Source organism: Pseudomonas sp. Ant30-3, from assembly GCF_000690905.1.
Taxonomy (GTDB): Bacteria; Pseudomonadota; Gammaproteobacteria; order Pseudomonadales; family Pseudomonadaceae; genus Aquipseudomonas.
In genome coordinates, this window is the sequence record NZ_JMCL01000010.1 from 81,575 (window position 1) to 103,429 (window position 21,855).

Annotated in this window: 17 protein-coding genes; 8 read left to right on the forward strand and 9 right to left on the reverse strand. The window is 58.6% G+C overall.

Going from position 1 to position 21,855, the window contains the following annotated elements; genetic code table 11:
- Window positions 1-110: 110 nt before the first annotated feature.
- Window positions 111-5,726 carry a putative Ig domain-containing protein gene (locus tag DU29_RS0102465; protein WP_028620275.1) on the reverse strand — a complete coding sequence of 1,872 codons (5,616 nt, stop codon included), beginning with the start codon at window positions 5,724-5,726 and terminating at the stop codon, window positions 111-113.
- 301 nt (window positions 5,727-6,027) lie between these two features.
- Here DU29_RS0102465 and DU29_RS01000000129390 point away from each other — a divergent pair, with 301 nt between their 5' ends.
- Together DU29_RS01000000129390 and DU29_RS1000000132785 are read left to right on the forward strand one after the other, a co-directional pair.
- Entirely contained in the window at window positions 6,028-6,435 is a 408-nt protein-coding gene (locus tag DU29_RS01000000129390) for a zeta toxin family protein (protein ID WP_033050233.1), read from the forward strand.
- A 3-nt stretch (window positions 6,436-6,438) separates the two neighbouring features.
- Window positions 6,439-6,609, forward strand: a complete 171-nt coding sequence (locus DU29_RS1000000132785) for a hypothetical protein (protein WP_161781269.1) — start codon at window positions 6,439-6,441, stop codon at window positions 6,607-6,609.
- A gap of 139 nt (window positions 6,610-6,748) precedes the next feature.
- On the opposite strand, the gene DU29_RS0102475 is transcribed toward DU29_RS1000000132785, so the two are convergent.
- From DU29_RS0102475 to DU29_RS0102495, 5 genes are all read right to left on the reverse strand, one after another.
- Complete coding sequence (locus tag DU29_RS0102475; protein ID WP_028620276.1) at window positions 6,749-7,693, reverse strand: alpha/beta hydrolase; 945 nt, start codon at window positions 7,691-7,693, stop codon at window positions 6,749-6,751.
- Between the two features lie 51 nt (window positions 7,694-7,744).
- Window positions 7,745-8,767 (reverse strand): transketolase family protein, encoded by a 1,023-nt coding sequence (locus DU29_RS0102480; RefSeq protein ID WP_028620277.1) that lies wholly within the window; start codon window positions 8,765-8,767, stop codon window positions 7,745-7,747.
- Window positions 8,764-9,612, reverse strand: a complete 849-nt coding sequence (locus tag DU29_RS0102485; RefSeq protein ID WP_028620278.1) for a transketolase — start codon at window positions 9,610-9,612, stop codon at window positions 8,764-8,766. The genes DU29_RS0102480 and DU29_RS0102485 overlap by 4 nt, the downstream gene beginning before the upstream one ends.
- A gap of 18 nt (window positions 9,613-9,630) precedes the next feature.
- Entirely contained in the window at window positions 9,631-10,935 is a 1,305-nt protein-coding gene (locus tag DU29_RS0102490) for an MFS transporter (RefSeq protein ID WP_177326933.1), read from the reverse strand.
- 97 nt (window positions 10,936-11,032) lie between these two features.
- Window positions 11,033-11,782, reverse strand: a complete 750-nt coding sequence (locus DU29_RS0102495) for an SDR family NAD(P)-dependent oxidoreductase (RefSeq protein WP_028620280.1) — start codon at window positions 11,780-11,782, stop codon at window positions 11,033-11,035.
- Window positions 11,783-11,971: 189 nt separating this feature from the next.
- Here DU29_RS0102495 and DU29_RS0102500 point away from each other — a divergent pair, with 189 nt between their 5' ends.
- The gene (locus DU29_RS0102500; RefSeq protein ID WP_028620281.1) at window positions 11,972-12,889 is read left to right on the forward strand and encodes a LysR substrate-binding domain-containing protein; all 918 of its coding nucleotides are present in this window, start codon (window positions 11,972-11,974) and stop codon (window positions 12,887-12,889) included.
- A gap of 6 nt (window positions 12,890-12,895) precedes the next feature.
- Here the strand turns inward: DU29_RS0102500 and DU29_RS0102505 are convergent, their stop codons facing one another.
- Window positions 12,896-14,008, reverse strand: a complete 1,113-nt coding sequence (locus tag DU29_RS0102505) for an endonuclease/exonuclease/phosphatase family protein (protein ID WP_028620282.1) — start codon at window positions 14,006-14,008, stop codon at window positions 12,896-12,898.
- Between the two features lie 309 nt (window positions 14,009-14,317).
- Between DU29_RS0102505 and DU29_RS0102510 the strand changes: the two genes are divergently transcribed.
- Window positions 14,318-15,286 (forward strand): AraC family transcriptional regulator, encoded by a 969-nt coding sequence (locus tag DU29_RS0102510; protein WP_028620283.1) that lies wholly within the window; start codon window positions 14,318-14,320, stop codon window positions 15,284-15,286.
- Between the two features lie 39 nt (window positions 15,287-15,325).
- Here DU29_RS0102510 and DU29_RS0102515 read toward each other — a convergent pair whose 3' ends face one another.
- Both DU29_RS0102515 and DU29_RS0102520 read right to left on the reverse strand, forming a co-directional pair.
- Window positions 15,326-17,242, reverse strand: coding sequence for a tyrosine-protein phosphatase (locus DU29_RS0102515; protein WP_028620284.1), 1,917 nt, complete (start codon window positions 17,240-17,242; stop codon window positions 15,326-15,328).
- A 125-nt stretch (window positions 17,243-17,367) separates the two neighbouring features.
- Complete coding sequence (locus DU29_RS0102520; RefSeq protein ID WP_028620285.1) at window positions 17,368-18,279, reverse strand: AraC family transcriptional regulator; 912 nt, start codon at window positions 18,277-18,279, stop codon at window positions 17,368-17,370.
- A 168-nt stretch (window positions 18,280-18,447) separates the two neighbouring features.
- Between DU29_RS0102520 and rclC the strand changes: the two genes are divergently transcribed.
- From rclC to cynR, 4 genes are all read left to right on the forward strand, one after another.
- Entirely contained in the window at window positions 18,448-19,023 is a 576-nt protein-coding gene (rclC, locus tag DU29_RS0102525; RefSeq protein ID WP_033050234.1) for a reactive chlorine resistance membrane protein RclC, read from the forward strand.
- Between the two features lie 178 nt (window positions 19,024-19,201).
- Window positions 19,202-19,435: a hypothetical protein gene (locus tag DU29_RS0102530; RefSeq protein WP_028620287.1), complete on the forward strand. Its 234-nt coding sequence runs from the start codon at window positions 19,202-19,204 to the stop codon at window positions 19,433-19,435.
- A 34-nt stretch (window positions 19,436-19,469) separates the two neighbouring features.
- Window positions 19,470-20,831 (forward strand): glutathione-disulfide reductase, encoded by a 1,362-nt coding sequence (gorA, locus tag DU29_RS0102535; RefSeq protein ID WP_028620288.1) that lies wholly within the window; start codon window positions 19,470-19,472, stop codon window positions 20,829-20,831.
- 95 nt (window positions 20,832-20,926) lie between these two features.
- Window positions 20,927-21,841, forward strand: a complete 915-nt coding sequence (gene cynR / locus DU29_RS0102540) for a transcriptional regulator CynR (protein WP_028620289.1) — start codon at window positions 20,927-20,929, stop codon at window positions 21,839-21,841.
- Window positions 21,842-21,855 lie beyond the last annotated feature (14 nt).

A 21,855-nucleotide genomic window follows, 5' to 3' on the forward strand; every position in this document is an offset into this window, starting at 1 on the left:
CCCTCATCGCGAGCAGGCTCGCTCCCACACTGGATTTGTAGTCAACCTCCCTCTTGAATGCACGGAAAATCCCCACTGTGGGAGCGAGCTTGCCTCGCTCCCACCTCTGGTCACGCCGTAAAGTCGCTGGCCTGCAGTTCCTTGACGCCGACCAGTTGTATTTCGAAGTCTGGCGTAGCGTCGGCGTTGACGCTGCCGTAGAGGATGCCGTCGGCGAAGCGAATCTGGCCGGTGGCGTTAGTGGCGTCGAAGGCATTGCTGCCGATGAAAGTGAAAGCGTCGATGTTGGCGGTCAGCGGGTTAGCGTCGAGGCCGGAGAAATCCAGGTGATCATTCTCGGTGGTCTTGAACCCGTTGATCACATCGCGCAAGGCTCCGACGTTCATGTCCGACAGCGCCGCGAATGCGTAGGTATCCGCGCCCGTGCCGCCAGTGAGAGTGTCGGTACCGGAGCCGCCGATCAGTCGATCATCGCCCGATCCGCCCACCAGTGTGTCGTTGCCCGCACCGCCGTTGAGGATATTGGCGCCGCTGTTGCCGGACAGGGTGTCGTCATAGGCGCTGCCTGTCACGTTCTCGATAAACTTCAAGGTGTCGAGCCCTGATCCCACCGTGTTTTGCTGCGCCGATGTCGACAGGTTGACCGTCACTGCCGCCGATGCCCGATCGAAGGACACCGTGTCATTGCCATCGCGACCGTCCAGCACGTTGTTGCCGGCACCGGCGAACAGTGTGTTGTTGAGCGAGTTGCCAGTGGCATTGGCAGCGCCAGCACTATCGATATACAGGTTTTCCACATTGCTGCCGAGCGTGTACGCCGCGAGGCTGCTGTGTACGCTGTCGATCCCGCCAGGCACCGTGTTGCTGTTGGTTTCGATCACGGAATCGTCGGCGTTGTCGACATAGTAAGTGTCGTTGCCATCGCCACCGCTCATGCTGTCGGCGCCGGCCGCACCATCGAGCACGTTATTGGCGGCATTACCGGTGATGAAGTTGCGTCGGTCGTTGCCGGTACCGTCGATGTCCGACACACCACTGAGCACGAGGTTTTCCAGGTTGGCGCCCAGGGTCCAGCTGACCGAAGATTGCACGGTATCGATCTGCGACGCCGAGTCGTTGCTCTCCACCACACTGTCGAAGGCATTGTCGACCACGTAGACGTCGTTGCCATCGCCACCCGTCATGGTGTCGGCACCCATGTCGCCATTCAGCGTGTCGTTGCCCGAACTACCGACCAGCGTATCCGCCTGGTCCGTCCCGTAAATATGCCCGCCCTGGTTCTGAGCGTTGTCGAAGATATCCTGCACGCTGTTGTTGTCGTTGGGGTTGCCCTGGAAGCCCAGGTCGCCGGCGATGTAATCAGCGAGGCGCTGGCCAACGATTTCCGCCGATTCCTCGTGCAAGTGCCAGACGTCATCGGGATACACCAATGGATCGACTTCGTAGCGCAGGGGCAGGTCGTTGTAGTCCACGGCCAGCTTTACGTCGGGACGTTCGGCGGCGATGGCTTCCTGCGCAGCGCGGACATAGCCTACGCCCTCGACAATGGCGGCGATCTTGTCCTCGGCGTAGCCGCGGGCGCGCGCCGCGTCCTCTTGGTAGTGACCGGTTTCCATCATGTACACGTTGAAAGTGCCGAACTGCGCATGCAGGTAATCGAACACCTTCAGCGTCGCCGCTTTGTATTCCGCGGCCGCTGCCGGTTTATCCGTGGCGCGGGCAATCTCCTGAGCGGCTTCTTCACCCTGGCCCCAGATGATGCCCATGGTGACGTTATCGATGGATTTCAGTTCGCTGAGCTGATCCTGCAGCAGCGTTACCGCACGCAGCAGCGCAGGGCCCGGCTGGTTGGTATCGGTCAGCCACCAGCACAACTTGAGTTCCTCGACGCCCAGCGTGGACATGCCATTGACCGTACTGCCGCCCACGGCGATGTCGATGCCGTTACCATCGGCATCGGTGAACTGGCTGCGCACGTCATAGTCGGTGTAGCGGTCCAGGTCCTTGACCAGCATCGATGTGCCGGACTGATCGTCGTCCTCGGTCATGCGCATCAGGCGCGCGTTGGATTGGCCGAGGGTTGGCAGGTAAAGGATGTCCTGCTGCGCGCGCTCGCCGAAGACGAAATCATCAGCGGTCAGGGTGTTGAGGTAGTTGCCGTTGAGCGCGATCTCGAAGCGGTTGCCCGCGGCGTCGGCATCGGCGGACTTGATGTAAGTCTTGTCGCCGGCCGCGTTGAGGGTCATGTACAGCGTGCCATTGTTGCCATCGCCCAGACCCAGGAAGCCCAGAGCCGACACGTCGATCTTGTCTACACCCGCGGTGAAATCGTAGATCGTGTCAGTGGCCGTGACACCGCCGCTGTCATAGTCGCGGTAGCTGTCGAGCACGTCTGTATAGCGGAAGGTATCCGCACCGTCGCCGCCGTAGAGCGAATCGCGCCCGGCGCCGCCGTCGAGGATGTCCGCGCCGGTACCGGCTTTGATGGTGTCGTTGCCGTTGAGGCCGAGCATCAGGTCGGCGCCCGCCGTGCCGGTGAGGCTGTCGGCGTTGTTGGTGCCGGTGATGGTGCTGGCTGGCGCGTCGGCCACTCCCAGCGCGAAGCTGTCGCTGACCGACGCGCCGGACGGATCGGTAGCTTTGAGCAGAACATTATAGGTGCCAGACGCGGTGTTGGTAGGCGTGCCGCTGAACGTCAGGTTGCTGGCATTGAAACTCAACCACGCGGGCAGAGGGCTGCCGTCGGCCAGGGTCGCGCTGAAGGTTAGCGTGTCCTTGTTGGCGTCGGCGAAGCTGTCTTGGGTCACGGTGTAACTGAACAGGGTTCTTTCGGTGGCGTTCTGGTCGAGGAGGGGGATGGCCACCACCGGCGCCACGTTGCTCGGCGGGTTCTGGTCAGCGAAGACGAAATGACTTGCCGTCAGGCTGTTTGCGAGATTCCCTGCCAACGACATTTCGAAGCGGTTGCCGTTGGCATCGGCAGTCAGGTCCTTGATGTAGGTGCGATTGCTCGAGGCGCTGTAGGTCACTTGCAGCGTGCCGTTCTGGCCGTTGCCCAGGCCGGTGTAGCCGAGTGCGGAGACATCGATCTTGTCGGCGGCCGCGTCGAAATCGAGAATCTGGTCACTGGCACTGGTGGAGCTGGTGCGGTAGCTGTCGAGTTTCGAGGTGTAGCGGAACACATCGGCGCCCGAACCACCGGTGAGTTTGTCCGCGCCAGTGCCGCCGACCAGGATGTCGTTGCCAGCGCCGCCATTTAGCGTGTCATTGCCCGCACCACCGTACAATTGTTCGTTGGCGGCGGTGCCGGTCAGCGTGTCGTTGTTCGGCGTGCCATTGATCACGGCGGGGCCCGCGGGAACGTCCTGCACGGCCAGAGTAAAGCTGTCGCTCACGGAGGCATTGCTGCCATCGGATGCCGTCACCTGAATCGAGTAAGTGCCCGAAGCCGTGTCGCTTGGCGTGCCGCTGAAAGTGCGTGTGGCGGCGTCGAACGTCAGCCACGTGGGCAGGGCGCTGCCGTCGGCCATTTTCGCGGTGTAGCTGAGGCTATCGTTATCCGAATCGGTAAAGCTGGTCGCCGGCACCACATAGTTGAACGGGGTGTTCTCGGTCGCGTTCTGGTCCAGCAATGCGGAGGCCACCACGGGTGCGTGGTTGACGGTTGGCGACGTGGCAAAGACGAAATTGGCGCTGGTCAAGGTGTTGAGGTAATTGCCGTCCAGCGCTACTTCGAAGCGGTTGCCATTGGCGTCGGCTTCCAGCGACTTGATGTACGTCTTGGTCCCGGCCGAGTTGACCACCAGGTACACCGTGTTGTTTTTGCCGTCACCGAGACCGGTGAAACCCATTGCGGAGAGGTCGATCTTGTCGGCGCCGATGTTGAAGTCTGTGATCAGGTCGCCGAGGTTGGCGCCGCCGGTGTTGTAATTGCGATAGCTGTCCATGCGGCTGGAGAACACGAAGGTGTCCGCGCCAGCGCCGCCGGTGAGGGTGTCCATGCCGGCGCCGCCGTCGAGCTTGTCATCGCCCGCGCCGCCGCTAAGGCCATCGTTGCCCGCGAGGCCAAGCAAGGTGTCCGCCGAATCAGTGCCCGCCAGCGAGTCGTTGCCGCTGGTGCCGGTGACCACACGATTGAAAATGAAGTTGTCCGCGGTCAGGGTGCTGGTCAGGTTGCCCGACAGGATCAACTCGAAGCGATTGCCGCTGGCATCGGCATCGTAGTCCTTGATGTATGTGCGGTCGTTGCTGGCGCTGTAGCTGATCTGCAAGGTGCCGCCGCGGCCATTGCCAAGGCCGGTAAAGCCGAGGCCAGCGAGATCGATCTTGTCTTGAGTGACGTCGAAGTCAGTGATGGTGTCATCGAAGCTGGAGGTCGCGTTGCGGTAACTGTCGGACTGCGAGGCGAACCGGAACGTATCGGCGCCAGCGCCTCCGGTGAGTTTATCGACGCCTGCGCCGCCCACCAGAATGTCGTTCCCGGCTCCGCCATTGATCGTGTCGTTGCCGGCCGCACCATAAAAAATTTCACTGGCGGCGCTGCCCACCAGGTTGTCGTTACCCGCAGTGCCTTGCACGGTAGTCATCGGGATGGTGGCGCTGACGTAGCTGCCGTCGCCGTACACCAGCGTGGCGCCCTTGCTGGTGTTGCTGATGGTATTGCCAATGATCGCGTTGCGATCGACGCCATCTTCGTTGCGTTCTGCAACGCCGTAGGTCGACAGGTTGCTGCCGCTGATGATGTTGCCCTGGATGGTGTTGTCGCTGCCGTTGAAGTACTTGCCGGATACACCCAGGGTGTCGTCGTAGGCCTGGATGATGATTTCCGGCACAGGGTTGGCCAGGGAATTGTTATTGAGCGTGTTGTCGGTGACTTCCACGTGGTTGCTGCCGTAGATACGGATCCCGGCGCTACCGTTGTCATGGATATCAACGCCGCTGACGGTCACATCACTGGACAACTTGACCAGCACGCCTTCAGCGCCGTTGCCGTACACCTCGCCACCGGTAATGGTGATGTTGCTGGGGGAAGCGATGTCCTCACTGCCGCGCTGCACGACGATGCCATTGCCGCCATTGTTGTAGGCGACGTTGTTGGTGAGGGTGAAGTCGTGGGTGCTGGTGACGACGTTGAAACCGTGGCGGTCATTGTCGTAGGCAACGTTGTTTTCGAAGGTGCTGTTGCTGAGGAAGTCAGCGACGAAGCCGTCCAGGCCATTGCCGTGGGCCACGCTGTTCTTGATGACCATATTGACGGTCTGCTCGTGGGGGTCGAAGCCGTACCCGGAGCAATCCTTGATCTCGACGCTGTCGAGGGTGACGTTGGAGTCGTAGCCTTCCTGACCGGGAATGTAGCCATTGAACCAACCGTCGATCTTGCCGGTGGTGTTGTCGCGGTTACCGTCGATGGTGAGGTTGCTGATACCAAAGTCATGGGTTTCTTCGCCGTACGCAGAGCGGATGACACCGGTGATCTTGGTGTCGGAGCCGTCCGCCACCTTGACGTTGGTTTCGCCCATGCCGTCGCCGTACATGTAGACGTTGCTCTTGATCATGAGGCAGCCGTCAGAAGGTTCTTCGCCTCCTGAAACGATGTAGGTGCCAGTTGGCATATACACCTGTCCACCGCCTGCCGCGGCGGCCGCATCAATCGCACTTTGGATCGCCGCGGTATCGTCTGTGATGCCATCACCCATGGCGCCAAAATCTTGTACGTTAAAAATCATTAGCTTATCTCCGTAACAGGCTGAAACCGCGACATGCGCCAATAATCCATCGACGACCACCGTGTTATGACCCACCGCGAAGAAAAAGTTGTGACCGCGCATCGGCAAAAGTGTCAAAAAAACGTGAAAACCGATAGACGGTAGTGGGGTGTATCAAAAAAGTAACGGTCTATTGACGCTTTTAGCGCTGACAATGCTTTGGCACGCCGCTGGCCCGGCAACTGCTCTGCAAAGCCGTTAGCATGCGAAGCCAGGCTTGCGTCTGGTGTTCACCGAGAGGGTTAGGCTGAAGTGACAACGAATGCAGATGACCTGGCAGCGTCAGTCATTTTTGCTTGATGGAACACTGTCCAACCTGGCCGTGGCGAAACGGAATGTAGAGCGCTCGCTGCGGCACAATCGCCTCGTCGCTGTCGTTTACGTGTTTCAGGAACCTTTGCTCGCATGGGAATTTGTGAAGGCCAGGGAGCTCACCGAGGGCAGGAGCATCCCCAAGGCAGAATTTGTTCGGCAGTTGTTTGCAGCCAAAGAAGCTGTTCTGGAATTGAAAAGGACATATAGGCTGCAGATCCGCATTGATGTCATTGTCAAGAACACGGACGGCACCAATAGGATCGTCGAACTGGACGCTGACGCCGGCAAAATTGATGCTCTCGTCACCATTCGATACTCTCAGGACAAGCTCAATCAAATTTTAGCGGAGGCTTGACCCATGAAACCCGTTTCGGACGCCAGTCCTCTCTCAAACTTCTTCAGAAACGCCTCAGAATCAGACAAGCGTGCGGCTTACACTTCAGCAGCCTCGAAGGCCATTGAAAGCCAGCGCAAAGTGCTCGAAGAGGCGAAGGGCATCAGGGAAGCACGAGAACGCCACTGCGCCTGACGTTCTGCATTTAACAAACCCGACCTGACGGGCTGCTTGATATCTGGCAATCTGCCTGGCGATAAAAAATGCTCCGCATCGAAAGATACGGAGCATTTTTTCGTTATGGCGCACTTCCAATAGAGCGTGCGAGAACCGATCAGGCTGCCCACATTTTCCCAAGCGCGGCCGCCACGTCGTGCCTGCATTGATCAGTCACTGAACCCGGGTATTGGTCAAACATATGCGGTACTCCAGGGTAAACATGAAGCTCTACGGGTACGCCTGAGCGCGAAAGTTTCAACGCGAATTCCACGTCCTCTTCCAAAAACAAATCCAATGCTCCGACGCAGATGAAACTCCGCGGCAATCCCTCCAGATCTGGCGCAAGTGCTGCGGAAAACAGGAAGCCTTTTGCGTCGTCAGAGTCGTATGAACCTTGCAGGCATTGCCAGCAAAACCGGTTGGCTTCCCGCCCCCAATTCAACGTTCCTGTAGTGGGGTTGTCCGTAGGGGCAAGCGCCGAGCCAATGCGGTGATCGAGCATTGGGTAAATCAGTACCAGGCCGGCGACTGAATACTGGGCCCTTTCTCGAACGAGCAACGCCAGTGCCGCAGCAAGTCCGCCGCCCGCACTGTGGCCCATAATGACGACTCTGTTGGCATCAAGGCCAAGACGGTAACTTTCACGAAAAAGCCAGCTCAGGGCCGTATAACTATCTTCCAGAGGAACAGGGTAGGGATGCTCCGGAGCCAGCCTGTAATCGACTGCCACAATTACTGCTTTCATCTCATTAGCCAGGTCGGCCAGGTAGTCGTCGGCCATCTCTGGACAGCCCAGAACAAATCCTCCGCCGTGCAGATACAAAATCGCAGGTAGTGTTTGATCTTCAGACTTTTGATCGGGCCGGTAAATGCACAGACGAACCCCGGGAGCGGTTGGAGCATCCGTTGTCCAACGCTCTTCATAGCGCACTGGCCGGGATGGTTTGAAGTCAGCGCTGAGTCGGGTTCGAATGGCGGGAAGATTGTCGAGCGTCCATTCAGTGGACGTTTTTTCCAGAAATTGCGCGTATTCAGGGTCGAGTAACTTGGCAGCGTCCAATTGTCATTCCTCCTTGCAGGGGGCCGAATAACCCTCTGCAGGTTTACACTTTTATAACCAGCCTTTGACCTGCGCGCATACGGCCTGAGTAGAAATGCCGTAGCGGTCGTGCAGCGTTGGAAGCGCCCCTGCATCGAGGAAAGCATCCGGTAGCGCGATTTGCCTGAATGTCGGCGTAACGCCATTGCGCAGTAATACCGTTGCCACTGCTTCTCCCAATCCGCCAATAATCGAGTGGTTTTCTGCGGTGATGACCAACCGTCCCGGCTTGCGGGCCTCAGCCAGAATGGTTTGCACATCCAAAGGCTTGATAGTGGGCACGTGCAGGACTGCGACCTCTACGCCATCTGCCTGAAGTTCTTTAGCGGCTTCTAAAGCGCGCATTGTCATCAGCCCCGTAGAGATGATCAAAACGTCATTACCGGTGCGCAATGTCTTGGCTTTACCAATCTCGAATGTGTACCCGTACTCGTCGAGCACCAACGGTACGTTGCCGCGCAACAAACGCATGTACACCGGCCCTTGGTGGGCTGCGATAGCAGGTACGGCCTGTTCTATCTCCAGCGCATCGCAAGGATCGACGATCATCAGATTGGGCATCGCGCGGAAGATCGCCAGATCGTCGGTTGCCTGATGGCTGGGGCCGTAACCTGTGGTCAGACCCGGCAGGCCGCAGACGATTTTGACATTCAGGTTTTCTTCAGCAATTGCCATGCAGATGAAGTCATAGGCGCGACGCGAGGCAAACACTGCATAGGTCGTGGCAAAGGGGACAAATCCTTCCCGCGCCATCCCGGCTGCCGCACTCATCAACAATTGTTCAGCCATACCCATCTGATAGAAGCGGTCGGGATGGGCCTTTGCGAAGATGTGCAAGTCGGTGTATTTCGACAGGTCGGCGGACAAGCCAACGATGTCTGATCGCTGATCTGCGAGTGCAGCCAATGCATGTCCGAATGGAGCGGATTTGGTGGCCTGACCTTCAGAAGCAATCGACGCAATCATCGCGGAGGTCGTCAGCTTTTTCTTTACGGTCACGGGCGCCTGAGCCGTATTGTTATTTGTAGTGCTCATACAGTTTTCCCCTCTTCGAGGTTGTTCAGGGCGAGATCCCATTCATGCTCATCCACGCGGATGAAGTGCGCCTTCTCACGTGTTTCCAGAAAAGGCACGCCTTTGCCCATTTTGGTGTCGCAAATAATGACTCTGGGCTGAGAACCTGGATGGCTGCGGGCAGCATCGAACGCCTTTACCAATGCGTCCAGGTCGTTGCCATCTACTCGTTGGGTGAACCAGCCGAAGGCTTGCCATCGATCAACGATCGGTTCAAACGCCAGCACTTCACTGGAACGCCCATCGGCTTGCTGATTGTTGACGTCGACGATGGCGATGAGGTTGTCGAGTTTCCAGTGGGACGCCGACATTACGGCTTCCCAGGTGGAGCCTTCATTCAGCTCGCCGTCAGACAGCAGGTTATAAACGAATGACGCAGATTTTTTGCGCTTCAAGCCGAGGCAGGCACCCACCGCGATTCCCAGTCCCTGGCCAAGCGATCCGCCGGTGATCTCCATACCCGGTGTGTAGGTGGCCATGCCAGACATGGGCAGACGGCTATCGTCTGAACCGTATGTTTCGAGTTCGTCCAGAGGCACGATTTCAGCTTCAATCAACGCGGCATAGAGCGCGATCGCGTAGTGGCCGATGGAGAGGTAAAAGCGATCGCGATCTTCCCACTCCGGGTCTTCAGGTTTGTAGGTCATGGCATGGAAGTACGACACGGCCAGCAAGTCCGCTGCGCCTAGCGCCTGACCGACATAGCCCTGGCCCTGAACCTGACCCATGCGCAATGCGTGGCGGCGAATGTTGTGGGCGCGCTGCACTAGAGTAGTAGACGACGCGCGAGATGGATTGGCAGTCATGGGGAATTCTCCGTTAACTCAACGATTGACCGAGGCGGCAGGAATGCGCAGTACCAGCCAGGCGCCGAGACACAGCACGCCGGTGATCAGATACATGCCAATGGCGCTTGAGCCGGTCGTGGTGGTGATCCATCCAATCAGATAAGGCGAGCAGAACCCCGCGAGATTGGCAAAGCTGTTGATGCCGGCAATACCCGCAGCAGCGGATACTCCACCGAGCAACGTGGTGGGCAACATCCAGAAAAGTGACGAGGCGGAAAGCACACCTGCCGCCGCCAGACACAGGCTCAAGACCGATAGAACCAGATTGCCTCCGAACACCGCTGCCAGCGTCAATCCCAGCGCGCCGGCTATCATTGGCCCGACCAGGTGCCAGCGACGCTCTTGGTGCTTGTCCCCGCTACGGCCCATCAACACCATTGCCACGATGGCGCACAGGTACGGGAGGCTGGTGAGTAAACCGATGTGCATGGTGTCGGAAACACCGGCATTGCGGATCAGGGTAGGCAACCAGAACGTGATCGCGTATTGGCCCATGACCACGCAAAAGTAGATGCAGGCGAGAATCCACAGGCGCCGATCTCGCAGGAACTCTCCGACTGAAGCGTGAGTGACCTTTTGGCTGTTGTCCTCGGCCAGTTCCTTGCTGACGAGCTCCTTTTCTTCATCGGTCAGCCAGGTAGCCTGGTGGACGCCATCTTTTAGATAAGCCAGGACCATCAGCCCGACAATGACCGTTGGAATGGCTTCAAGAACGAACATCCACTGCCAGCCAGCCCAACCCTGATAGCCGGCGAACTCCGTCATGATCCAGCCAGAAAGAGGCCCGCCGATCATTCCGGAGAGCGGGATGGCGATGAACCACAGCACCGTCATCTTCGCGCGGCGATAGGACGGGAACCAGTAAGTGAGGTAGAGCAGCAGGCCAGGCGCGAGGCCTGCCTCTGCGATGCCAAGCAGAAAACGCAGTGTGTAGAACTGCCATGCGGTTTCAACGAAAGCGAAGAGGGCGGAAATAATGCCCCACGAAATCATGATGCGGGCGATCCAGCGCCGGGCTCCGACTTTGTGAAGGATGAGATTACTCGGCACCTCGCAAAGGAAATAACCAAGAAAAAATACCCCGGCTCCCAGCCCGTATACGGTCTCGCTGAGGGATAGATCACTCATCATCTGGAGCTTGGCGAACCCTACGTTTACCCGGTCGAGGTAGGCGCAGAGGTAGCACAGCATCAAAAAAGGCATCAAGCGCCAGGCGGTTTTACGGTAAGCGCTGGACCGAACCGAGGCGGCGGCGTCAAGCGTCATGGTGGTGGTAATCATGATTGTCTGATCTCTTGTTTTTATAGAACGCCCGGCATGAACCCGACGTACCTTCGATCCAGAACTCAATGGGCCGATGACGGCCCGCCACTTGGGGTCAGTGGATCAACATACCGCCGTTGACATCCAGCGTGATCCCGGTGAGATAGGAGGACAGGTCGCTGGCGAGGAACAACGCGGCATTGGCAACGTCTTGAGCTGCGCCCAGGCGACCGAGCGGGATGCTTTCAATGATGGCGTGGCGACGCTCGTCCTGCATGAGTCCACCGGTGATGTCGGTGTGTATCAAGCCAGGCGTGATGGAGTTCACCCGGATGTTGTCAGCACCGAATTCCCGGGCCATTGCTTTGCCGAGTCCGAGCACACCCGCTTTCGCAGCGCTGTAGTGTGGCCCGCCGAAAATGCCGCCGCCGCGCTGGGCTGAGACAGACGACATGCACACGATGCTGCCGGATGACTGCGTACGCATGGTGGGAATCACGGCTTGTGACATCAGTAAAGTGCCGCGCAGACTGACGTCCAGCACCTTGTCGTAATCGGCAGGACGAATATCCAGGGTCTTGATGGGCTGCGTGATGCCAGCATTGTTGATGAGTATGTCGATACGACCGAATCGCTCGATGACTTTAGCGACAGCCGCTTTGACCTGGGTTTCGTCGGCAACGTTGGCGGCAAGACCCAGATGGCCCTCGCCGAGCGTGGCTGCTGCGTCTCGTGCAGCGGCCTCGTCGAGATCCAGAATGACGACATGAGCGCCATGTTTGGCGAAGGTGACGGCAGTGGCGCGGCCAATGCCACGTTCCGAAGCTGCGCCAGTGATGATGGCGACTTTACCTTGAAGAAGCATGCGGGTTACCTCTGATTGTTTTTATGGTTCGATTCAGTGATCGATGATTCAGAGTGTCCGTGGACGGCATGCTGAGCAATAACGCAAACGTCACTGCTAGATGAATAAAATTCACCTCTCGTCATTCCAAATGACTAATGGTTGAATGAATCTGTCCCCCAGCGACCAAAAACAATAGGCAGAGCACTGATGCGCCAAGACGATCACACTCCATCCAACCTCCCACCGCTGAGAGCAATTCAAGCCTTCGAGCAAACGGCCCGTTTTGGCAACCTCGCCCGAGCGGCTGAGGTGCTTGACCTCACGCCATCTGCCATTAGCCACCAGTTGGCCAAACTGGAAGTCATGATCGGTCGACAGTTGTTCGTCAGGGCTGCGCGCGGGGTGACGTTGACGCCGGTGGGCGAGCAGTATCTGAAAGACATTTCCGGGCTGTTGCAAAGCCTGGAGGTGGCGACGGAGCGTGCAGCCAGTGACGTCAGTCTCGATTGCCTGAGGCTTCATTCATCCCCCAGTTTCGGGCTGCTTTGGCTCATGCCCAGGCTTGAGGCTTTCCGGATGAGTAACCCGGATATCCAGATAAACCTCTCGTGCTCGTACGAGTCGCTGCATTTCAGCCGAGACAAGATCGACGTCGATATCCGCCACGGACGACCCAACTGGCCCAGCTATGAGGTTCGCACTGTGCGCAATGAAACCTTCGCTGTGCTGGCTTCCCCGAAGCTACTCGCGCGTTGCCCCATCAATAGCGCAGCGGATCTCCTGGTACAGGATCTGATTCTGTCAGAGGCGACCCTGCTCAAGTGGCCTGAATGGTTTGCGCAGCATGGCCTGGCACGACCGGAGAATCCTTATGCACTCAGCTTCGATCGGTCGTACATGACCCTCGAAGCGGCGAGCCACGGCTTGGGATTCGCTTTGGAAAGTGCACTGCTGGCGCACAAGTATCTGGCCAGCGGTGCGTTGGTCGAGGTCGCGCCGCAAGCGTTGAGTTCACCGGTAGCCGCGCATCATCTGGTTTTTCCAAAAGCACACTCCAGCTTTCCTCGAGTCAGGCGATTTTTGCAGTGGATGGAGGGAGAGTTGGGGCATAGCTTCGTCTTCTAATCCCGCTTAGATGTTCAGATCGACCCACACGGCAGCATGGTCAGAGCCGGCGTTTTCTTTCCTGGTCAGCTCGGGGTAAACCTCCCAACGTACTGGCCTTGAACCCGGCCACATCCCTTTGCGGAAAACCCCGCCAGCGTTCACTTTAAGAAAAAGCTCCGGCGACAGCAGCAAATAATCAATCTTATTGGCGGCCGTGCACGATCCGTATGTTCCGGGATAACCACCGTCGTCAAAACGTTCGTGAGTGAACGCGTCCTTCAGCGTCGTATCTTCAAGGAGCGGCTTTAATGCGTCGCTATCCGGCGTGTCGTTGAAGTCACCCACAACGGCGACATAGAGTTCACCTTGCTCGATCAGCGAGTCGTAGATTTCCTTCACTCGGCTGGCCTGAGCCAATCTTCGTTTGGCCGAGTCAGCGAGGCTGCCGTAGCCTTTGCTTTTGAAGTGATTGACTAATAGCACCAATCGCAGACCCGAGGGCGTTGTCAGATAAAACTCTGGGCAATCCCTGGAAAATATCGGCGGTCCGCCGTCTACACGATCATCCACGTGGCTGCGCATGGTTCCGATGGGAAAGCCTGCGCGTGTGGCCACGCCGACATCAATGCCGCGCTCGTCATTCCCGTCGATCAACATCACGTGGCTGAACGGAGCGCCGCCCAATCCACCGATAATCTCGGTGTTGAAATCACGTAGCGCCGGTCTGCTTTCCGCTTCCACTACGGCCAGGACGTCGGCCTTCAGATCGATCATGACCCTGGCCGTGTTGCGCATGGCTTCCTCGTCAACAGGCGCCTGGATCAACTCCAGCGAACCGACCCAATCGGATCGTCCGTTGGCAACAATCGTTATTTCGCCGTTGCGCGACCGTTTTACCAGGCTGCCGCGATTTTGCCGAAGCTGGACGAAAGGCCCGCGGTCTGAGCGGTGAAGGCCCAGCTCATCCAGCAAACGGACCATGCTTCGTTTGTCTGCTGCAGAATAGGCACCTTGCCCCAGCAAGCCGTTGAGTTTCGCGAAGCGCTCCAGGGTTGGCTTGCCTTCCGCCCATCCCTCAAGATTCATGGCTTTGGCGCGATTGAACAGGTTTTCGACGTTGTAGGTGGCCAGTCTCATTTGCGCTCCCGGGGCGTCATCGGGCCCCTGCAGTTCTCGAGTTGAGACCAGCTTTCCATGGGGTGATGACGTTGAGATGAAAAACGATCCGCTGTCCCCGTCACAAACCTGTCACCCGCACTTGCTAACTTCCCTAGCGCCTGCTCACTGACCGACACACCGCTATCGCGAGCAAGCTTTGCTCCCACGGGTTTACCGCTGCCCACGTTATCCAGGCCAATCGAAACCCTGTAGGAGTGAGCCTGCTCGCGATGGGGTCACGTCAGTCTCCGCTTTATCCAAGAGCCCTCAACCAAGGTGCCATTCAAGTTGTTCCCCACGCCAACCCGCCAACAAATCATTCTGCGCTCCGACAACCTGCGTTCCGATGACTTCGGTGCTCTGTTCTCAAAACTGTTCGGCGACCGCTACAGCGACACGCCGCCGCCACCCTCCAACATCATCATCGGCGGCGTTTACGGCAGGCACGACGGCGTCAGTTTCCGGCGCATGCACTACCACGGCGATTTCACCGTGTCCTTCCCGGCCCCACAGGACGAGATCACGTTCGTCATCCCCACGGCCGGCGCGATCCTGTTCAACCATTCCTGCGAATCCATCGGTGTTTCCCACATCGGTCTGGCCATCGACAAGGCTGATATCCGCTCGATGCGTTTCTGCGACGATCACGCGCACCACGGGATTTCGGTGAATCGCCATCAACTCACTGAACGCTTGTCGACGCTTCTGGGCAAACCGATTGTGCAGAAATTGCACTTCGAACCGACGGTGGATCTGAACACGGCGGCTTTTCAAGGAATCAAGGCGTTGATTGATCTGGCCACAGGCACCGAGTTTGATGTGCTGATCAATAGCGGGACGCTGATGCCGTCGCGCCTGCGGGAGATGTTGATTGATGCAGTGCTCGAGGCGTGGCCGCACAATTTCACTGAAGCACTGCGCCGGCCGGCGCCGCTGGTTGCTCCACGGCATGTGAGGTTGGCGATTGAGTTTATTCGGGCGCATCCGCAGCAGTTAGTCAGTGGTGTGGAGCTCGCGCGGTTGAGCAATGTCAGTCAACGGGCGCTGCAGGAGGGGTTTCGGCGGTTTGTCGGGACTTCGATTGTCGCGTATCAGCGGCAGGTGCGGCTGGAGAGGGCTTATGAGGCCCTTGCGCAGCCGTATTCGGTGTCGGTGACGGAGGTGGCATCGCGCTTCGGGTTCAGCAATGTCGGGCGGTTTTGCCAGTATTTTCAGAAGGCTTATGGCGTCAGTCCTGCAGATCTGAAATCGCGCTGAGCGCCCGGCCACCCTCATGAGTGGCCGGAATCCCATCGTTTAAAAAGCGTAGCTGGCTTTCAGGCCGCCATTAAAGCCGTGGCTGTCGCCGCCGTTGGCGCCCAATTCGGCGCCAAGGCTCAAGGCGCCAAGGCTGGCCATGACGTTGACGCCGCCGGTGAATTGATCGCGGTTGTCGAAGGCGGCACGTTGTTCGATGTCGAGGCCAAGCAGGTGGCCCTGGCTGTCGACTTCGCTGTTACCCAGCGTCCGCTCGTAACCCACTTGCAAACCCGGTACCAGTTGCCAGTTGCCCATCGGCACCGGGGCGAAGGCGACGTTGAGGTTGGCGACGGCGCTGCGGCGGGTTTCATTGTTGTCGTCGATGTCGAGAGCGAGTTCGCTGCCTTTTTCGTTGTAACCCTTCAGGTCAAGATGGCTGACGCGCAAGCCGAGGCTCGGTTCCAGGGTCATGCCGTTGACCGGCACGCGGTAGCCCAATGCCAATGTCCCGCCGGTGAGGTTGCCGTGGGTGTCGCCCTTGGCGGTGCCGAGGCCGCCGCCGAGGTCGCGTTTGCTGTCGTAGTCGACATAGCCGGCGCTGGCGTTAGCGTCGACGAACAGACCGCGTTCCAGGCTGGTGAAGCCGTAGCGCGCACCGACGTTGAAGAAGGTCAAATCGGTATCGGCTTCGCCGCCTGCGCCGCCGACGCTGCCTTTGCTGTAGCCGAATCCGCCACGGGTGGAGAGTTGCTCGGAGTAGCGCCAGGTGACGCCGACCATCAGCCCCTGGCTGTGTTCGTTGCTGCTTTGGGCATGCGACGAGCCATCGGTGCCCAGGTAACCGGCGAGCGCAGTGGACCACAAGCGGTATTGGCCGACTTTCAGGTCGGTGCCGCTGGCGAACGGTGCGGCGGCTTGTTCGATCATCGCGTTCTGGCGCAACAGATAGCTGGCCGCGTCGGCGTGAACCTGACCGCCGACCTCGGATTCGACGCCGCCAAGGGTGCCGGCGTCGATAGCCGATTGCAGATAATAGTTGTAGGCGCTGTAAGTGCCGGACAGGTCGCTGTTCTGCAATTGCTGCAGCAGTCGCGCGCCGGCGGCGGCGTTGTCCATCAGGACGGCCTGACCCGGCAGGCTGTTGTACTCGACCAGTTTGCCGCGCAGCACATAGATAGTTTCCTGCGACAGGCCGAGGCCTTGTTTGAGGTAGTTGTCCATGCTGCCGTACTCGGCCGTGACTTCATCGAGACCGGCCTGTAAATAGCTGGCCTGAACGCCCAGCAGAGGCGCGTAAACCGAGGCCATGCTGGCTGGCATCGCTTTCAACGTGGCGGCGATGCGGGCGGCGGTGTAATCGTTGCTCGCCAGGTAGTTGGCCATGATTGTCGCGTCGTCGACGCCGGCAATGCTCTGCAACACGGCGGCGGTCCAGCCGGTGCGGTCTTTGCCGGCGGTGCAGTGGAACAACTGCGCAGCGTCGACACTGGCGAGTTCATTGAACAGTTTGCCGAACTGACTGCGCATCCCTGCATCGCTGACGAAGGCGCGGTTGGTCTGCTCCATTATGGCGACGGCGTCGGCAGCGCTGGTGAACGAGATGCTGGTGATGTCTGCGCCGGAGGTGGTGCTGCCGATGATGTCGATGTTTTGCCAGTTCGCACCGGCCAGCGGGGTGTCCGGCGTAGCGGCGATTTCGCTTGGGGTGCGCAGGTCATAGATCGCGGTGATGCCGAGGTTGTTCAGGGTCGCCAGATCCGACGCCGACGGGGTCAGCGCGTTGGAGCGGTAGAACACGCCACTGCGCAGGGTGCCGTCGTGGGTTGTGGAGTACGCGGTGGTAATGCCGGCGACATCACGAAAGTTATCGATGCCTTGAAGGCGCGGCGTATCGAGAGGAACAGACTCGGCAGCATGGGCAGCGGCAATGGACAGGCTCAGAACAGACAGCGAACACACAAGACGTTGAAACACGATGCAGCCTCATAGGATTAGCGTTGGGCTGGCTACTGTCTGTGATGAATGGAAACCGAATATGACAGTTTCGTTCGGAATGGAAATGGCGGCGTGATCGGGCCGTGGGGCGCGTGATCTGTCCCTCAGACAAGCCCGCCGCGTCTCACTCTGCCTGGTGATTCACCGTAAACCTCCTTGAATTTCTTGCTAAAAGCCGCCTGGGATTGATACCCCACCTGAGACGCAATGTCGCTCAATCCCAAATGCGAATGGCTGAGCAGGCTGAAGGCGAGCTCCATTCGAACCTGCGTCAACAATGCCCACGGTGAAACGCCCGCTACCCGCACGAAGGCTCGCATGAACGTGGCTCGGGACATGCTGGCAGTCTCGGCGAGCGCGTCGACTGTCCACTCGAACGCAGGATCCGCCAGCATCGATTGCCAGGCGCGGCCTAGTCGTTTATCGGACAGCAAGGCCAGCGTGCCGGTGTGTTGACCATGGCTGGCGATGTGCGCGCGCAGCAACAGTGTGAAAAGCGCCTGGGACAAGGCATCAAGCAGGAAATGGGCGCCGACCTGATCACTGTCCGCTTCGCCGCGCAGCATGTCGACCAGCGCCGGCAGTGGGGCACTGGCGGGGAGGGCAGCGCTGGGGATCACGAGGTGCTCGGGGAGGGCAGCGAACAACAGCGACGTACGATTGTAATGAAAGCCCCCGCAGAGCATGTCCAGGTCTGTACTCGCAACGCCAATGCGATACAGCGGCAGCGTGCCGCCGGAAACCCGCTTCGGTGTGCTGGGCGCAACGGTTTTGCCGACGCTGTGCATGATGTGCGGCGCGCCACGCGGCAGCAGCAAAATGTCCCCTGCACGCATGGGCAGGCGTTGCCCGTCCGCAAACTCAACCCGACATTCGCCCCGCAGCACGATGTGATAGGGCGCTTTGCCCAGGACTTCCTGCTGGTGATCCCGCGCCCAATCCCCCTCGAACTGGCACCGCAGATCCAGACTGCCGCGTACGTTGGCCAGGCTGATGAGTTTATCGATCGAATTCATGTGAGGGCTTCGCTTGAAAATTTGAGCGTAGTGGACTCGCGTCGCAGGGGAGTACCGCGCCTGTCGAGGCAATTGAGACGATCCAGCAATAAATTGAGCAAGACGCACAAAACCGGCTTTCGCATCCCCCGCAGACTACCTCCACATTCAACCCCTCGGAGAAGTCTCATGCTCACCTCTATGACTGCCTGGCTACGGCTGATCAGCAAAGTCGACACGTTCGGCACGTCCCTCATGCGATTGGCGATTGCCGTCGTTTTTTTATGGATTGGTGCGCTGAAATTCGTCCCGTATGAAGCCGATAGCATCACCCCCTTCGTCGCGAACAGCCCCTTCATGTCGTTCTTCTACGAGCATCCTCAGGACTACAAGGCTCACCTCACACACGAGGGTGAGTTGAACGCTGACAAGCGCGCCTGGCAGACCGCTAACAACACCTACGGTTTTTCGACCGGTCTGGGCATCGTCGAGATTCTGATCGGTTTGCTGGTGCTGTCAAATCCGCTTTCCAGGCGTACTGGTCTGTTGGGCGGCGCGCTGGCCTTCGGCACACCGCTGGTGACGCTGAGCTTTCTGATCACGACGCCGGAAGCCTGGGTGGGCGCCCTGGGTGATGCGCAGCATGGCTTCCCGTACTTGTCCGGTGCCGGACGCCTGGTGCTCAAAGACCTGCTGATGCTGGCCGGCGCTTTACCCGTCATGGCTGACTCCGCACGTCAATTGCTCAGCGAGCGTTCGGCGTAATTCGTCGGTCACGATGTGGCGGGGGGAAACAGATTGCTTCCTGCAATTGTTTCACCCAGCACAATTAAGCCATGACATCTGTGCACATTCTCTGAAAAGGCTTTGTTGGTGAAACTGATCTCACAAGCGATCAACCCCTTCAGTTGTCGCAGCGTTCTCCACAACCGGGAGATGACCTATGCCTGGCACTACTCAATCCTGCACTGACGGCTGTTCTGCAACTTCAATCGTGCTGGATCGCGAGCACGAAGCGGGCTTCCTACTGCCGCAGTTCATGGGGGCGCTGGCCAGCGAGACCATGGGATTAACCCTGACGAACCGGTGCCAGCAACCAACCGGCCCAGGTGTGTTTGCAAGGCTCGGGGCCTCACTGATGCAGTCGCTGAAACTCCGATTACTCTTCGGCAAATAAGCGAGAACTTGAATATTCCTGATAGAGAACTGACATGAGCTACGACTTCGATCTATTCGTTATTGGTGCCGGCTCAGGTGGCGTGCGCGCTGCACGGTTTGCAGCCGGTTACGGTGCAAAAGTAGCGGTTGCCGAAAGCCGATATCTGGGCGGTACGTGCGTCAATGTCGGCTGCGTTCCAAAAAAATTATTGGTGTACGGTGCCCATTTTGCTGACGACTTCGAGCAGGCCGAAAGCTTCGGCTGGACAGCGGGAAAAGCGAATTTCGACTGGGCATACCTGATTGCGAACAAAAACCGCGAGATCGCAAGGCTCAACGGGATCTACCGAAAGCTCTTGATCAACAGCGGCGTCACGTTGCTTGAAGGGCATGCCCGATTGGCCGATGCGCACCATGTGGACATAAACGGCCAGCGTTTCAGTGCCGAGCGGATTCTGCTGGCGACCGGTGGATGGCCGCAGATCCCGGACATCCCGGGGCGTGAATATGCGATCACCTCGAACGAAGCGTTCTTTCTGGAACAACTGCCCAAGCGCATCCTCGTCGTCGGCGGCGGTTATATCGCGGTGGAATTCGCTGGCATCTTCAATGGGCTGGGCGCCGAAACCCGGCTGCTGTACCGAGGCGATCTGTTCTTGCGAGGATTCGATCAGTCAGTACGTACTCATTTGGCAGAGGAGTTGACCAAGCGCGGGCTGCGACTGGCGTTCAATACCGACCTTGTCCAGATCGACAAGCAGGCTGATGGAAGTTTGCTCGCGACACTTAACGATGGCAGGCAACTGGCGACCGATTGCGTGTTCTGCGCGACGGGTCGCCGGCCAATGCTCGATAACCTGGGGTTGGAAAACACCAGCGTCGAACTCAACGAAGCGGGCTATATCGCCGTCAATGAGCATTTCGAAACTGACGAGCCTTCTGTTCTGGCGCTTGGCGACGTGATTGGTGGCGTGCAGCTGACGCCTGTTGCGACAGCGGAAGGCATGGCGGTTGCTCGACGGTTATTTCAACCCGAACACTATCGACCAGTCGATTATCGTCATATACCGACCGCTGTGTTCAGTCAGCCGAACATCGGCACGGTGGGTCTTACCGAGCAGCAAGCGATCGAGCAGGGGCACCAGGTCGTGGTGTTCGAGAGCCGTTTCCGCCCGATGAAACTGACCCTGACCGAATCCTCGGAGCAGACATTGATGAAACTGGTGGTCGACGCGGATTCCGATCGGGTACTGGGCTGCCATATGGTGGGTCCGGATGCGGGCGACATCATTCAAGGGTTGGCGATTGCGCTCAAGGCCGGTGCCACCAAACGACTGTTCGATGACACCATTGGGGTGCACCCGACCTCGGCAGAAGAATTTGTCACCCTGCGTACGGCAGTGGTCAGGCGGTGAAGGGCGTTCGGTTGCTCAGCCGAAAGCAGATCAGCCCTTCACGCCGCAAACGTACGAGATACACTGCAACTCGCGTTTAATCTTCAGGTGACCCCATGCTGCTAAGACATCTGCGGTATTTGTTGGCAGTGGCTGACCACGGTGGCTTTACCCGCGCCGCAGAAGTCCTGCATGTGTCTCAGCCGACGCTGTCGCAACAGATACGGCAGCTGGAAGAAACCCTTGGCGTCAGTCTGTTTGACCGAACATCCCGAACTGTCCGACCCACCGATGCGGGGCTGGCCTACATCGAATGCGCCCGTCGCGTTCTGGTGGAACTGGCGGCCGGCAAGCGGGCTTTGCACGATGTAAAGGACTTGTCACGTGGCACCTTGAGGCTCGCCATGGCACCCACCTTCATGGCGTACGTCCTGGGGCCCTTAGTGCGTGACTACATCGCGCAGTATCCGAATATCCGCCTGGAGATTTTCGAGCTGTCGATGGGTGACATTGAAACGGGGCTGGTCAATGACTCGCTGGACATTGCGGTCGCATTTGACCAGGTGCGGAACGCCGATATCGAGTCAATCCCGGCATTTGTTGAAACACTGGGTCTGATGGTCGGGCGTGCTCATCCCCTGTATGACTGCGAGGACGCGTTGACGTCCGAACAGCTGGCTGAACTGGATTTCGCCTTGCTGACACCGGACTTCGCCACCCGCGTGTGTATCGACGAGTACTTCGCCAGGGTGAAGATCACGCCGAAAGTGCTGGTCCAGGTCAACTCAGTGAACACGTTGCTGGAAGTCATCCGCAACACGGCAGTCGCCACCATTCTTCCGGAACCCATCGCCACTCAAGATCGCGCTTTGCACAGGTTGGCCCTGCTCGACAAGGCGCCTCAACGTGGCGTGTCGATCCTCCGGCGCAAGAATAACTACCACAGCGCAGCGTCAGTCGCGTTCATGAACCTGATGCTGGGTACAGCGGGCGTGGAATCAGGCCAGGGTGCCGATCATTACGCCGAGTGAAATGCTGGATTGTG

Coding starts and splice junctions, on each gene's coding strand:
- DU29_RS0102530 (WP_028620287.1), top strand. CDS start 19,202: ATGCCTGGCACTACTCAATCCTGCACTGACGGCTGTTCTGCAACTTCA.
- DU29_RS0102485 (WP_028620278.1), bottom strand. CDS start 9,612: ATGACTGCCAATCCATCTCGCGCGTCGTCTACTACTCTAGTGCAGCGC.
- DU29_RS0102495 (WP_028620280.1), bottom strand. CDS start 11,782: ATGCTTCTTCAAGGTAAAGTCGCCATCATCACTGGCGCAGCTTCGGAA.
- DU29_RS0102465 (WP_028620275.1), bottom strand. CDS start 5,726: ATGATTTTTAACGTACAAGATTTTGGCGCCATGGGTGATGGCATCACA.
- DU29_RS0102490 (WP_177326933.1), bottom strand. CDS start 10,935: ATGATTACCACCACCATGACGCTTGACGCCGCCGCCTCGGTTCGGTCC.
- DU29_RS1000000132785 (WP_161781269.1), top strand. CDS start 6,439: ATGAAACCCGTTTCGGACGCCAGTCCTCTCTCAAACTTCTTCAGAAAC.
- DU29_RS01000000129390 (WP_033050233.1), top strand. CDS start 6,028: ATGCAGATGACCTGGCAGCGTCAGTCATTTTTGCTTGATGGAACACTG.
- rclC (WP_033050234.1), top strand. CDS start 18,448: ATGCTCACCTCTATGACTGCCTGGCTACGGCTGATCAGCAAAGTCGAC.
- gorA (WP_028620288.1), top strand. CDS start 19,470: ATGAGCTACGACTTCGATCTATTCGTTATTGGTGCCGGCTCAGGTGGC.
- DU29_RS0102500 (WP_028620281.1), top strand. CDS start 11,972: ATGCGCCAAGACGATCACACTCCATCCAACCTCCCACCGCTGAGAGCA.
- DU29_RS0102480 (WP_028620277.1), bottom strand. CDS start 8,767: ATGAGCACTACAAATAACAATACGGCTCAGGCGCCCGTGACCGTAAAG.
- DU29_RS0102520 (WP_028620285.1), bottom strand. CDS start 18,279: ATGAATTCGATCGATAAACTCATCAGCCTGGCCAACGTACGCGGCAGT.
- cynR (WP_028620289.1), top strand. CDS start 20,927: ATGCTGCTAAGACATCTGCGGTATTTGTTGGCAGTGGCTGACCACGGT.
- DU29_RS0102505 (WP_028620282.1), bottom strand. CDS start 14,008: ATGAGACTGGCCACCTACAACGTCGAAAACCTGTTCAATCGCGCCAAA.